Below are 13156 nucleotides of genomic sequence, written 5' to 3' on the forward strand. Positions count from 1 at the left end.
GATAGGAGGAAATACGCCCCGACTCGCGTTAAACTGCGCGGGTTTTTAGCCCCCCCCATACATCGGAGCCTTCCATGTCCCGCGTTACCCTGAGTCGCTATTTGATCGAGCAGACCCGCAGTAACAACACGCCTGCCGATCTGCGCTTCCTTATCGAAGTGGTGGCGCGTGCTTGCAAGGAAATCAGCCACGCCGTGTCCAAAGGCGCGCTGGGTGGCGTCCTCGGCAGCATGGGCACTGAAAACGTCCAAGGCGAAGTGCAGAAGAAACTCGACGTGATCTCCAACGAGATCCTGCTCGAAGCCAACGAATGGGGCGGTCACCTGGCCGGCATGGCGTCCGAAGAAATGGACAATGCCTACCAGATCCCGGGCAAATACCCGAAAGGCGCCTACCTGCTGGTGTTCGACCCACTGGACGGCTCGTCCAACATCGACATCAACGCCCCGGTCGGCACCATCTTCTCGGTGCTGCGTTGCCCGAACGAACACCTGAGCCAGAACGAAGCCCTGAACGAAAAGGCCTTCCTGCAGCCGGGCACCCAGCAGGTTGCCGCCGGTTATGCGATCTACGGCCCGCAGACCATGCTGGTGCTGACCTTGGGCGACGGCGTCAAAGGCTTCACCCTGGACCGCGAAATGGGCAGCTTCGTGCTGACCCACGAAGACATCTCGATTCCTGCTTCTACCCAGGAATTTGCGATCAACATGTCCAACCAGCGCCACTGGGAAGAACCGGTCAAGCGCTACGTCAACGAGTTGATGGAAGGCGAAGAAGGCCCGTTGAAGAAAAACTTCAACATGCGCTGGGTCGCGGCGATGGTGGCTGACGTACACCGTATCCTGACCCGTGGTGGCGTGTTCATGTACCCGCGTGACAGCCGCGAGCCGTCCAAGCCGGGCAAGCTGCGCCTGATGTACGAAGCCAACCCGATGTCGTTCCTGGTTGAACAGGCGGGCGGTGTGTCCACCGACGGCCACCAGCGCATCCTCGACATCCAGCCCGAAGGCCTGCACCAGCGCGTGGCGGTGTTCCTGGGTTCGAAGGAAGAAGTCGAGCGCGTGACCGGCTATCACAAGAAGTAAGTGCGGCGAGGGAGCAAGCTCCCTCGGCACGTTCAAGACGTGAAGTCTTGAACGATGAGAAGCCCCGAAACGTTTCAGCGTTTTCGGGGCTTTTTTGTTTTCGTTTGTCGGGAACCAGACACCTGTTTTCCCTTCTAAGCTTCTGGCAGACCCCCAACCTGCCTCGTCCCTCCAGGAGTTATTCCATGTCGTTACGCCGTCTCGCTTTGCTGGCCTTTTGCGTGCTGTTGGCCGCTTGCAGCAAGGTCAATCAGGAAAATTACGCGAAGCTGTCGGCTGGCATGGCCAAGGCCGAAGTGGAGTCGTTGCTCGGTAAGCCGACCGATTGTTCCGGCGCGCTGGGTATGTCCAGCTGCACCTGGGGCGATAAAAACAGCTTTATCAGCGTTCAATATGCCGGTGACAAAGTTCTGATGTTTTCCGGGCAAGGCCTGAAGTAAACCGGGGCGAAAGCCTGCGGGAGAAGAAGAATGATGCGTTTTGTTGTGTTCCTTTGCGCCAGCCTGTTTTTGGCGGGCTGCGCCAGCCATTCTGGCGATGATCTGCAACCCAAGACCGCGGGTAACGTCAACCTCAAGCGTTACCAGGGCACCTGGTACGAATTGGCGCGATTGCCGATGTACTTCCAGCGCAACTGCGCGCAGTCCGAGGCCCGCTACACCTTGTTGCCGGATGGCGATATGTCGGTGTTCAACCGCTGTCTGACCAGCGACTGGAAGTGGGAAGAAGCCAAGGGCACCGCTACGCCGCAAGTGCCGGGCAAGACCGACAAGCTCAGGGTGGAATTCAATAACTGGTTTACCGCGCTGTTGCCGGGCGTCGCCAAGGGCGACTACTGGGTGTTGTATGTCAGCGATGATTACAAGACTGCCCTCGTCGGCAGCCCGAGCCGGCGCTATATGTGGATCTTGTCACGCACGCCGACGGTCAGCGCCGACACCCGCGAAGACCTGCTGAGCAGGGCACGGCAGCAGGGCTATGACACCACGCGTTTGATCTGGCGCACGTCGGACAAGCAGATGGCGAAGACCTCGCAGTAACTCTGGATCAGCACAAATCCAATTGTGGGAGGGGGCAAGTCGAATCGTCGCACCGCCCCTCCCACATTTGTTATGGGTTGCCTGTTAACCGAGTAACTCTCTCAAAACCTGGGTAAACGCCCGGCTGCTCTCTTCTTCAGCGGCATGCCGCCCGTCGCGCACCACCCACTTGCCGTTGACCAGCACATCGCGCACCTGGCGATCGCCACCGGCGAACAGCCAGCGATTGAGAATCCCGTCTTCGGTCGCCGTCGCCAGGTACGGATCGTTTCCGTCCAGCACCAGCCAATCGGCGCGCTTGCCCACTTCCAGCCGCCCGATCGGTTGCCCCAGCGCCTGGGCGCCGCCGTCCAGTGCGGCATCGAACAGCGTGCGGCCGACCATCGGTTGGTCGTGGCGATACAGGCGATTGCGCCGCTGATCGCGCAGGCGTTGGCCGTATTCCAGCCAGCGCAGTTCTTCCACCACGCTCAGCGACACATGGCTGTCGGAACCAATACCCAGGCGCCCGCCTTGAGCGAGGAAATCCACTGCCGGAAAAATCCCGTCGCCCAGGTTGGCTTCGGTGGTCAGGCACAAACCGGCAATCGCGCGGCTGTTGGCCATGCGCGTCACTTCCTCGGGGTCGGCATGGGTGGCGTGTACCAGGCACCAGCGCTCATCGACGTCGACGTTGTCATACAGCCATTGCAGCGGGCGTTTGCCGCTCCAGGCCAGGCAGTCGTCGACTTCTTTCTGTTGCTCGGCGATGTGGATATGCACCGGGCAGGCCTTGTCGCTGGCAGCCAGCACGTCTGTGATCTGTTGCGGCGTGACGGCGCGCAGGGAGTGAAAGCACAAGCCCAGTTGCTGCGCCGGCTGTGCGGCGAGGATCGGTTTCAGGCGCGCCTGCAGCTCCAGATAATGTTCGCCGCTGTTGATAAACCGCCGCTGGCCTTCATTGGGTGCCTGGCCGCCAAACCCGGAGTGGCTGTAGAGCACCGGCAGCAATGTCAGGCCAATCCCGCTGCTGGCGGCCGCCTGGCTGATCTGCCGCGACAGTTCCGCGCGGTCGGCATATGGCTGGCCGCTGACGTCGTGGTGGACGTAATGAAATTCCGCGACCGAGGTGTAACCGGCCTTGAGCATCTCGATATACAACTGGCGCGCGATGATCTGCAGTTGCTCCGGATTGATCTTGCCGACCATGCGGTACATCAGCTCGCGCCAGGTCCAGAAGCTGTCGTTCGGGTTGCCGGCCACTTCGGCCAGGCCCGCCATGGCGCGCTGGAATGCATGGGAGTGCAGGTTCGGCATGCCCGCCAATACCGGGCCTCTGAGCCGTTCGGCGCCGTCTGCGCTGGCATTGGCCGCGACGTGAGTCAGCAGGCCATCAACGCCGACTTCAAGGCGTACATCGTTGGCCCATCCATCAGGCAGCAGTGCGCGTTCGGCAAAGAAAACGGACATGTTCAGGGCACCCCGGTCGTGTGTTTATTTGTATATACATATACAGACGTTTGCCTGCTCGGTAAACTCCGGCAATCTATGCATCTTTTTCCCCTGCAAGGATTCCCCGTGCCGACTCCGCCCGCCAAGTCTTCACTGGCTGCCCACCTGGACGAAAGTCCGGCGCCCTTGTATGCCCGCGTCAAACAAATGATCAGCCAGCAGATCCTCAGCGGCAACTGGCCGCCCCATTACCGCGTGCCGTCGGAGAGTGAACTGGTCAGCCAGCTGGGTTTCAGCCGCATGACCATCAACCGCGCCCTGCGTGAACTCACCGCCGAAGGGCTGCTGGTACGCATGCAAGGCGTCGGCACGTTCGTCGCCGAGCCCAAGAGCCAGTCGGCGCTGTTTGAAGTGCATAACATTGCCGATGAGATCGCCGCCCGCGGCCATCGGCATACCTGCCAGGTCATCACCCTGGGCGAAGAGGCGGCCGGTTCCGAGCGCGCCGTCGCCCTGGAAATGCGTGAAGGCGGACGGGTATTCCACTCGCTGATCGTTCACTTTGAAAACGATATTCCAGTGCAAATCGAAGACCGCTTCGTCAACGCCCTGGTCGCGCCGGAATACCTGCAGCAGGATTTCACCCAGCAAACCCCCTACGCCTATTTGAACCAGGTCGCACCGTTGACCGAGGGCGAGCATGTGGTCGAAGCGATCCTTGCCGATGCCGCCGAGTGCAAGTTGCTGCAGATCGAACCGAGCGAGCCGTGCCTGTTGATTCGTCGACGCACCTGGTCCGGTCGCCAGCCGGTGACCGCCGCGCGCTTGATCCACCCCGGTTCCCGTCACAGCCTGGAAGGACGCTTCAGTAAATGAGTGCAGTGACCGTCTGGCGCGCCGCCAATTACGTGCGTATGCCGTGGAAAAACGGCGGCGGCAGCACCGAAGAAATCAGCCGCGATGGCGGCCATGGCCTGGAGGGCTTTGGCTGGCGCCTGTCGATTGCCGATATCGGCGAGTCGGGCGGGTTTTCCTCCTTCGCCGGCTATCAACGCGTGATCACGGTGATCAACGGTGCGGGCATGATCCTGACCGTGGACGGCGAGGAGCAGCGGGGGTTGTTGCCGCTGCAAGCGTTCGCGTTCAAGGGCGACAGCCAGGTGTCGTGTCGCCTGATCAGTGGGCCGATCCGCGATTTCAACCTGATCTATTCACCCCAGCGTTACCATGCGCGGTTGCAGTGGGTCGATGGGGGGCAGCGCTTTTTCAGCACCGCGCAGACGGTGCTGGTGTTCAGCGTGGCCGATGAGGTGAAGGTGCTCGACCAGGTGTTGGGTCATCATGATTGCCTGCAGGTGGACGCTAATACCGGCTTGCTGGATATCTCGGTCACGGGCCGCTGCTGCATCATCGAACTGACCGCACGCGGTTAAAAAATGTGGGAGGGGGCTTGCCCCCGATGGCGGTGGACCAGTCAACTTATCTGTAGCTGACCCACTGCAATCGGGGGCAAGCCCCCTCCCACATTTGTTTCCCCACTGTTCTTGCGATCTGTTTCCAGCCTTCCGCACCACTTTGTTACCGAACGCCCCAGCGTGGCGCAATACCACCCTGACGTGGCAAACCGGCCTCGCTGTAAAACCGCCCCCCGAGAAATTTCATCACGCCTCGAAGCCTTAATTTCCAAGGCTCGCGCACGGCTGTGCAAACAATCGCGCCTGCACTCCAGGAAAGTTGGCCGTTCGATTGCATATGCTTGTATGTACAAGTAAAGGTGTGTGCGTAAGAGTCGACTTCGCACGCATCCAGTTCGCGCATCGATCGCTGAGGAGTTCTGGTTGTGACCGATTTTTCTAACGCTAAGCCTACAAAATACCGAGACGTCGAAATCCGCGCCGCGCGCGGTAACACGCTCACCGCCAAAAGCTGGCTGACCGAAGCGCCGCTGCGCATGCTGATGAACAACCTTGACCCGCAAGTGGCCGAAAACCCGAAAGAGCTGGTGGTGTACGGCGGCATCGGCCGTGCGGCGCGTAACTGGGAGTGCTACGACCAGATTGTCGAGAGCCTCACCAACCTGAACGATGACGAAACCCTGCTGGTGCAGTCGGGCAAACCGGTCGGTGTGTTCAAGACCCACCGCAATGCCCCGCGTGTGCTGATCGCCAACTCCAACCTGGTGCCGCACTGGGCCAGCTGGGAACACTTCAACGAACTGGATGCCAAGGGCCTGGCCATGTACGGCCAGATGACCGCCGGCAGCTGGATCTACATCGGCAGCCAAGGCATCGTCCAGGGCACCTACGAAACCTTCGTCGAGGCCGGTCGCCAGCATTACGACAGCAACCTCAAAGGCCGTTGGGTACTGACCGCCGGCCTCGGCGGCATGGGCGGCGCGCAGCCGCTGGCCGCGACCCTGGCCGGCGCATGCTCGCTGAACATTGAATGCCAGCAGGTCAGCATCGATTTCCGCCTGAACAGCCGTTATGTCGACGAACAGGCCAGCGACCTCGACGACGCCCTGGCGCGCATCGCCAAGTACACCCAGGAAGGCAAAGCGATCTCCATCGCCCTGCTGGGCAACGCCGCCGAAATCCTGCCGGAACTGGTCAAGCGCGGCGTGCGCCCGGACATGGTCACCGACCAGACCAGCGCCCACGACCCTCTCAACGGCTACCTGCCGGCCGGCTGGACCTGGGACGAATACCGCGCCCGCGCCAAGACCGAACCGGCGGCCGTGATCAAGGCCGCCAAGCAGTCGATGGCCGTTCACGTCAAAGCGATGTTGGACTTTCAGAAACAAGGCATCCCGACCTTCGACTACGGCAACAACATCCGTCAGATGGCGCAAGAAGAGGGCGTGGAAAACGCGTTCGACTTCCCAGGCTTCGTACCGGCCTACATCCGCCCGCTGTTCTGCCGTGGCATCGGCCCGTTCCGCTGGGCCGCGCTGTCGGGCGACCCGCAAGACATCTACAAGACCGACGCTAAAGTCAAAGAGCTGATCCCCGACGACGCGCACCTGCACAACTGGCTGGACATGGCCCGCGAACGCATCAGCTTCCAGGGCCTGCCGGCGCGTATCTGCTGGGTCGGCCTGGGCCAACGCGCCAAGCTGGGCCTGGCGTTCAACGAAATGGTGCGCAGCGGTGAGCTGTCCGCGCCGGTGGTGATCGGCCGAGACCACCTCGACTCCGGCTCGGTGGCCAGCCCCAACCGCGAAACCGAATCCATGCAGGACGGCTCCGACGCCGTGTCCGACTGGCCGCTGCTCAACGCCTTGCTCAACACCGCCAGCGGCGCGACCTGGGTCTCGCTGCACCACGGCGGCGGTGTGGGCATGGGCTTCTCGCAGCACTCGGGGATGGTGATCGTCTGCGACGGCACCGACGAAGCGGCCGAGCGGATTGCCCGCGTGCTGCACAACGACCCGGCCACCGGGGTGATGCGTCATGCCGATGCGGGTTACCAGATCGCGATCGATTGCGCCAAGGAACAGGGCTTGAACCTGCCGATGATCAAGTAACGACTGGCTCGGTTTCTGTGGGAGCTGGCCTGCCTGCGATTGCATCACCGCGGTCTACCCGAAAGACCGCGTCGCCCGCATCGCAGGCAAGCCAGCTCCCACAGAAGAGCAACCAGTACCCAAAACAATCCATCAGAGGTTGAACACACATGGCTGCAAATGACGCGCGTGCAAGCACCACCCCGTTGATCGAAAGGCGTTCGATCGACTACATCCCGGAAGCGGAAAGACACGGACGTCTGTTTAGCCAGTTCACCCTATGGATGGGCGCCAACCTGCAAATCACTGCGATCGTCACCGGGGCCCTGGCCGTGGTGCTGGGCGGTGATGTGTTCTGGTCGTTGATCGGCCTGTTGATCGGCCAACTGCTCGGCGGCAGCGTCATGGCGTTGCACGCGGCGCAAGGGCCCAAGCTTGGGCTGCCGCAGATGATCTCCAGCCGGGTGCAGTTCGGGGTTTATGGCGCGGCCATCCCGATCGTGCTGGTGTGTTTGATGTACCTGGGTTTCACCGCCACCGGCACCGTGCTTTCCGGTCAGGCGCTGGGCCAGTTGTTCGGCGTCAGCGACAGCGTCGGTATCCTTGTCTTTGCCAGTGTCATCGTGCTGGTCACGGTGCTCGGCTACCGCGTGATCCACTTCATCGGCCGGGTCGCCAGCGTCATTGGTGTGATTGCCTTTGTCTACCTGTTCAGCCGTCTGATGAGCCAGGCCGACATTGGCGCGCTGCTGCAAATCCGTCACTTCAGTTGGAGCAGCTTCCTGCTCGCGGTGTCGCTCGCAGCCTCCTGGCAAATCGCCTTCGGCCCTTACGTAGCGGACTATTCGCGCTACCTGCCGAGCCAGACGTCCTCGCTGAAAACCTTCCTGGCCGCCGGCGCGGGGTCGGTGATCGGCGCACAGGTGGCGATGGCCCTCGGTGTGTTTGCCGCCGCTCTGTCCAACGGGCAATTCGCCGGTCATGAAGTGGCCTACATCGTCGGTTTGGGCGGTACGGGGGCCACCGCCGCGCTGCTGTATTTCAGCATCGCGTTCGGCAAGGTCACCATCTCCACGCTGAACTCCTACGGCAGCTTCATGTGCATTGCCACCATCATCAGCGGCTTCCGGGGGCGCCTGCAGGTCACGCGCTTGCAGCGTCTGGTTTTTGTGCTGGCCATCGTCGGTACGGCGACTCTGATCGCGTTGCTCGGCCAGCACTCGTTCCTCGGTGCGTTCAAGTCTTTCATCCTGTTCCTGCTGGCGTTCTTTACGCCCTGGAGCGCGATCAACCTGGTGGACTACTACTGCATCACCCGCGAGCGTTATGACGTGACGGCGCTGGCCGATCCGGACGGGCGCTATGGGCGTTGGAACCTGCTCGGTATCAGCGTCTATGTGTTCGGTGTGCTGGTGCAATTGCCGTTCATCTCCACCAAGTTCTACACCGGTCCGCTGGTGGCCGCCCTGGGTGATGTGGATATTTCCTGGATCATCGGTCTGATAATTCCCGCAGCTCTGTATTACGTGTGTGCGAAAAAATGGCACAGCGCCGTGCCCGATCAACTGATTCTGCCGGTCGAGCAGGACAGCGTTGTACCTGCCCCAGCCAGCGGCGCCAGTCGCTCTGCGGCGCGGGCCTGATTGGACGTGGACCGGGCAGGATGCCTCTTGACTGCCGTAAGCCAACTCATGATTAGGAGCGTCACACAATGAAATCGAACAAGACCCTGCTGACCACATTGCTGTCCATGGGCTTGCTGGCAAGCGCCGGTGCCCAGGCGGCCGGTTGGTGCGAGTCCGGTAAGCCGGTGAAATTCGCCGGCCTGAACTGGGAAAGCGGCATGTTGCTCACTGACATCCTGCAAACCGTTATGGAAAAGGGCTACGACTGCAAGACCGACAGCCTGCCGGGTAATTCGATCACCATGGAAAACGCCCTGAGCAGCAATGACATTCAAGTGTTTGCCGAAGAGTGGGTCGGCCGCAGCGAGGTGTGGAACAAGGCCGAGAAGGCCGGCAAGGTCGTCGGTGTCGGCGCGCCGATTGTCGGTGCGATCGAAGGCTGGTATGTGCCGCGTTACGTGATCGAAGGCGATGCCAAGCGCAAGCTGGAAGCCAAGGCGCCGGGCCTGAAAAACATCGCCGACCTGGCCAAGTACGCTGCGGTGTTCAAGGACCAGGAAGAGCCGTCCAAAGGCCGCTTCTATAATTGCCCGGCCGGCTGGACCTGCGAGCTGGACAACAGCGCGATGCTCAAGAGCTACGGCCTGGAGAGCAGCTACACCAACTTCCGTCCTGGCACCGGCCCGGCGCTGGATGCGGCGGTGCTGTCGAGCTACAAGCGCGGCGAGCCGATCCTGTTCTACTACTGGTCGCCAACGCCGCTGATGGGCCAGGTCGACCTGGTCAAGCTGGAAGAAAAAACCGGCGTGGATAAGAGCGTGAGCATCAAGGTCGGCCTGTCCAAGACCTTCCACGAACAGGCACCGGAACTGGTGGCCGTGCTGGAAAAGGTCAACCTGCCCATCGACCTGCTGAACCAGAACCTGGGGCGCATGGCCAAGGAGCGAATCGAATCGCCGAAACTGGCGAAACTATTCCTCAAGGAACACCCTGAAATCTGGCACGCCTGGGTGAGCGAAGACGCCGCCAAGAAAATCGACGCGGCCTTGTAGGTCATGCGCGCCCGACTACCCTGAGGGGCAGCCGGGCGCCTGGCCACAACCCACTGGATCGAGAGCACGCTATGTTTCCTGAGAGTTTTACGTTTTCCATCGCCGACTGGGTCAACGGTTGGGTGGATTCGCTGGTGACCAACTACGGCGATGTGTTCCGGCACATCTCCGACACCCTGCTATGGGCCATCGTCAACCTCGAGGGCCTGCTGCGCGCCGCGCCCTGGTGGCTGATGCTGGCCATCGTCGGCGCCGTGGCCTGGCACGCCACGCGCAAGGTGGTGACCACCGCGGTGATCGTCGGCCTGTTGTTCCTGGTGGGTGCGGTCGGCCTGTGGGACAAACTGATGCAGACCCTGGCCCTGATGCTGGTCGCTACGCTGATCTCGGTGCTGATCGGCATTCCGCTGGGCATCCTGTCGGCGCGCAGCAATCGCCTGCGTTCGGTGTTGATGCCGCTGCTCGACATCATGCAAACCATGCCCAGCTTCGTGTACCTGATCCCGGTGCTGATGCTGTTCGGCCTGGGCAAGGTGCCGGCGATTTTCGCCACGGTGATCTACGCCGCGCCGCCGCTGATCCGCCTGACCGACCTGGGGATTCGCCAGGTCGACGGCGAAGTCATGGAAGCCATCAACGCCTTCGGCGCCAATCGCTGGCAACAGCTGTTCGGCGTGCAACTGCCGCTGGCGCTGCCGAGCATCATGGCCGGCATCAACCAGACCACCATGATGGCGTTGTCGATGGTGGTGATCGCCTCGATGATCGGCGCCCGCGGCCTGGGCGAAGATGTCCTTGTCGGCATCCAGACCCTCAACGTCGGCCGCGGCCTTGAAGCCGGGCTGGCCATCGTGATTCTCGCCGTGGTCATCGACCGCATCACCCAGGCCTATGGTCGTCCACGGCATGAGGCGAGCAAATGACTACTGTCAGCAAAATCGAAGTGAAAAACGTCTTCAAGATCTTCGGCAACCGCGCCAAGGACGCGCTGGCGCTGATCGGCCAGGGCAAGACCAAGGATCAGGTGCTGGCCGAGACCGGGTGCGTGGTCGGCGTCAACGACCTGTCCCTGAGCGTCGGCACCGGCGAGATCTTTGTGATCATGGGCCTGTCGGGCTCGGGGAAATCGACCCTGGTGCGCCACTTCAATCGCCTGATCGACCCCACCAGCGGCGCGATCCTGGTGGACGGCGAAGACATCCTGCAACTGGACATGCAAGCCCTGCGCGAATTCCGTCGACACAAGATCAGCATGGTGTTCCAGAGCTTCGGCCTGCTGCCCCACAAGAACGTGCTCGACAACGTCGCCTACGGCCTGAAAGTGCGCGGCGAAACCAAGCAGGTCTGCACCGAACGCGCGCTGCACTGGATCGAAACCGTGGGCCTCAAAGGTTACGAAAACAAATACCCGCACCAGCTCTCCGGCGGCATGCGCCAACGGGTCGGCCTGGCCCGCGCCCTCGCGGCGGACACCGACATCATCCTGATGGACGAAGCCTTCAGCGCCCTCGACCCGCTGATCCGCGCCGAGATGCAGGACCAGTTGCTCGAACTGCAAAAGACCCTGCACAAGACCATCGTGTTCATCACTCACGACCTCGACGAGGCGGTGCGTATCGGCAACCGCATTGCGATCCTCAAGGACGGCAAGCTGATCCAGGTCGGCACGCCGCGGGAGATTTTGCATTCGCCGGCGGATGAGTATGTGGATCGGTTCGTTCAGCGGCGGGCGGCGGTGGTTTGATCCGGATTATGTGGGAAGGCTGCTGGCCTCATCGGGAGCAAGCTCCCTCCCACAGGGGGATGCATTCCAAAGGTGGGAGGGGGCTTGCTCCCGATAGGGCCAGTAACGCTGCACAAGAACTCAAGAAGGTATGAAGATGTCCCAGGCAGCAAAAATCATCATCGCCGACACCCCCCTGCGCTGGCAGGACGTGGTCGCCGTGGCCCGCTTCGGTGCGGTGCTCGAACTCTCGGGCCAGGCCTGGGCGCGCATCGACAATGCCCAGGCCATCGTGCAGCGCATCGTCGCCAGCGGTGAGCGCGCCTACGGCGTGAACACCGGCCTGGGCGCGTTGTGCAATGTGCCGCTGGAGGGCGCGCAACTGAGCCAACTGTCGCGCAACACGCTGTTGAGCCACGCCTGTGGCGTCGGCCCGGTGCTCAGCGACGAACAGACCCGCGCGATCATCTGCGCGGCGATCATCAACTACAGCCACGGCAAATCCGGCCTGCATCCGCAGGTGGTGCATGCGCTGCTGGCGCTGCTCAACCACGGCATCACGCCGCAGGTGCCGTCCCAGGGGTCGGTGGGTTACCTGACCCATATGGCCCATGTCGGCGTGGCGTTGCTGGGGATTGGCGAGGTGAGCTACCGCGGCCGGATCGTCCCGGCGCAACAGGCCTTGAGCGCAGAAGGCTTGCAGCCGGTGGTGCTCGGCGCCAAGGACGGCCTGTGCCTGGTCAACGGCACGCCGTGCATGACCGGCCTGAGCTGCCTGGCCCTGGCCGACGCCCATCAACTGTTGCAATGGGCCGACGTGATCGGCGCCATGAGTTTCGAGGCCCAGCGCGGCCAGATCGATGCCTTCGACGCCGAAATCATCGCCCTCAAACCGCACCCCGGCATGCAGCAGGTCGGTATCAACCTGCGTGCGTTGCTCGACGGCAGTGAAGTGATCGCCAGCAGCCAGGGCATCCGCACCCAGGACGCGCTGAGCATCCGCTCGATCCCGCAGATCCACGGCGCGGCGCGCGACCAGGTGGAACACGCGACCCGCCAGATCGAGACCGAACTCAACAGCGCCACCGACAACCCGCTGCTGCTCGGCACGCCACACAGCTATCGCGTGGTGTCCCAGGCCAACCCGCACGGGCAGTCCGTGGCGCTGGCCGCTGATATGCTGGCGATTGCCATGGCCGAGATCGGCTCGGTCGCCGAACGTCGTCTGGACCGCCTGATCAACCCCCACGTCAGCGGCTTGCCGGCGTTTTTGGTGAGCGACCCGGGGGTCAACTCCGGGATGATGATCGTGCAGTACGTCGCCGCTTCCCTGTGCGCGCAGAACCGTCAGTTGGCGCAGCCGGCGGTACTCGACAATTTCGTCACCTCGGGCCTGCAGGAAGATCACCTGAGCATGGGCACCAACGCCGCGCTCAAGCTGCACCAACTGTTGGCCAACGTTACCCAGATCCTCGCCATCGAGTACCTGCTGGCGGCCCAGGCCTTCGAGTTTCTCAAGGACCAGCGTTTCGGCGCGGGCACCGACCGCGCCTGGCGCTTGTTGCGTGAACAGGTCGCGCCTTACGCGCAAGACCGCTGGCTGGCGCCAGACATCGCGACCGCTGCCGCGTTGCTCAAGCACAGCGCTTTGCTGCAGCAGACTTTTCCCGAATTGCACTGAACAATAATTTCCAA

The 13156-nt window shown here is 62.1% G+C and carries 12 protein-coding genes; 11 read left to right on the forward strand and 1 reads right to left on the reverse strand.

The annotated features are described in order from the left end of the window. Positions 1-74 precede the first annotated feature (74 nt). The 3 genes from PverR02_RS01890 (at position 75) to PverR02_RS01900 (ending at position 2125) form a co-directional block, all read left to right on the forward strand. Entirely contained in the window at positions 75-1085 is a 1011-nt protein-coding gene (locus tag PverR02_RS01890) for a class 1 fructose-bisphosphatase (protein ID WP_079442666.1), read from the forward strand. Positions 1086-1270: 185 nt separating this feature from the next. Beyond that, on the forward strand, positions 1271-1525 hold the full coding sequence (locus PverR02_RS01895; RefSeq protein WP_017849914.1) for a hypothetical protein: 255 nt from the start codon (positions 1271-1273) through the stop codon (positions 1523-1525). A gap of 30 nt (positions 1526-1555) precedes the next feature. Beyond that, entirely contained in the window at positions 1556-2125 is a 570-nt protein-coding gene (locus PverR02_RS01900) for a lipocalin family protein (RefSeq protein ID WP_017849913.1), read from the forward strand. A gap of 84 nt (positions 2126-2209) precedes the next feature. Here the strand turns inward: PverR02_RS01900 and PverR02_RS01905 are convergent, their stop codons facing one another. Continuing rightward, positions 2210-3574, reverse strand: coding sequence for a formimidoylglutamate deiminase (locus PverR02_RS01905; RefSeq protein WP_017849912.1), 1365 nt, complete (start codon positions 3572-3574; stop codon positions 2210-2212). A 78-nt stretch (positions 3575-3652) separates the two neighbouring features. Here PverR02_RS01905 and hutC point away from each other — a divergent pair, with 78 nt between their 5' ends. The 8 genes from hutC to PverR02_RS01945 all read left to right on the forward strand — a co-directional run bounded on the left by hutC (position 3653) and on the right by PverR02_RS01945 (position 13142). After that, on the forward strand, positions 3653-4432 hold the full coding sequence (gene hutC / locus PverR02_RS01910) for a histidine utilization repressor (protein ID WP_169850562.1): 780 nt from the start codon (positions 3653-3655) through the stop codon (positions 4430-4432). Continuing rightward, positions 4429-4989, forward strand: a complete 561-nt coding sequence (locus PverR02_RS01915) for a HutD/Ves family protein (RefSeq protein WP_079442667.1) — start codon at positions 4429-4431, stop codon at positions 4987-4989. Before hutC ends, PverR02_RS01915 begins: the two co-directional genes overlap by 4 nt. Positions 4990-5396: 407 nt before the next feature. Beyond that, entirely contained in the window at positions 5397-7082 is a 1686-nt protein-coding gene (hutU, locus tag PverR02_RS01920) for a urocanate hydratase (protein WP_057003614.1), read from the forward strand. Between the two features lie 149 nt (positions 7083-7231). After that, positions 7232-8704 carry a purine-cytosine permease family protein gene (locus PverR02_RS01925; protein WP_079442668.1) on the forward strand — a complete coding sequence of 491 codons (1473 nt, stop codon included), beginning with the start codon at positions 7232-7234 and terminating at the stop codon, positions 8702-8704. A 68-nt stretch (positions 8705-8772) separates the two neighbouring features. After that, positions 8773-9738 (forward strand): ABC transporter substrate-binding protein, encoded by a 966-nt coding sequence (locus tag PverR02_RS01930; RefSeq protein ID WP_079442669.1) that lies wholly within the window; start codon positions 8773-8775, stop codon positions 9736-9738. A 71-nt stretch (positions 9739-9809) separates the two neighbouring features. Continuing rightward, positions 9810-10661, forward strand: a complete 852-nt coding sequence (locus PverR02_RS01935) for an ABC transporter permease (RefSeq protein WP_046384990.1) — start codon at positions 9810-9812, stop codon at positions 10659-10661. Beyond that, positions 10658-11482, forward strand: a complete 825-nt coding sequence (locus PverR02_RS01940; protein WP_079442670.1) for a quaternary amine ABC transporter ATP-binding protein — start codon at positions 10658-10660, stop codon at positions 11480-11482. The genes PverR02_RS01935 and PverR02_RS01940 overlap by 4 nt, the downstream gene beginning before the upstream one ends. A gap of 136 nt (positions 11483-11618) precedes the next feature. Continuing rightward, the gene (locus tag PverR02_RS01945) at positions 11619-13142 is read left to right on the forward strand and encodes an HAL/PAL/TAL family ammonia-lyase (RefSeq protein WP_079444976.1); all 1524 of its coding nucleotides are present in this window, start codon (positions 11619-11621) and stop codon (positions 13140-13142) included. Positions 13143-13156 lie beyond the last annotated feature (14 nt).

It is taken from the genome of Pseudomonas veronii (genome assembly GCF_002028325.1).
Classification (GTDB): Bacteria; Pseudomonadota; Gammaproteobacteria; order Pseudomonadales; family Pseudomonadaceae; genus Aquipseudomonas; species Aquipseudomonas veronii.

Coding starts and splice junctions, on each gene's coding strand:
- PverR02_RS01890 (WP_079442666.1), top strand. CDS start 75: ATGTCCCGCGTTACCCTGAGTCGCTATTTGATCGAGCAGACCCGCAGT.
- PverR02_RS01895 (WP_017849914.1), top strand. CDS start 1,271: ATGTCGTTACGCCGTCTCGCTTTGCTGGCCTTTTGCGTGCTGTTGGCC.
- PverR02_RS01900 (WP_017849913.1), top strand. CDS start 1,556: ATGATGCGTTTTGTTGTGTTCCTTTGCGCCAGCCTGTTTTTGGCGGGC.
- PverR02_RS01905 (WP_017849912.1), bottom strand. CDS start 3,574: ATGTCCGTTTTCTTTGCCGAACGCGCACTGCTGCCTGATGGATGGGCC.
- hutC (WP_169850562.1), top strand. CDS start 3,653: ATGCATCTTTTTCCCCTGCAAGGATTCCCCGTGCCGACTCCGCCCGCC.
- PverR02_RS01915 (WP_079442667.1), top strand. CDS start 4,429: ATGAGTGCAGTGACCGTCTGGCGCGCCGCCAATTACGTGCGTATGCCG.
- PverR02_RS01925 (WP_079442668.1), top strand. CDS start 7,232: ATGGCTGCAAATGACGCGCGTGCAAGCACCACCCCGTTGATCGAAAGG.
- PverR02_RS01930 (WP_079442669.1), top strand. CDS start 8,773: ATGAAATCGAACAAGACCCTGCTGACCACATTGCTGTCCATGGGCTTG.
- PverR02_RS01935 (WP_046384990.1), top strand. CDS start 9,810: ATGTTTCCTGAGAGTTTTACGTTTTCCATCGCCGACTGGGTCAACGGT.
- PverR02_RS01940 (WP_079442670.1), top strand. CDS start 10,658: ATGACTACTGTCAGCAAAATCGAAGTGAAAAACGTCTTCAAGATCTTC.
- PverR02_RS01945 (WP_079444976.1), top strand. CDS start 11,619: ATGTCCCAGGCAGCAAAAATCATCATCGCCGACACCCCCCTGCGCTGG.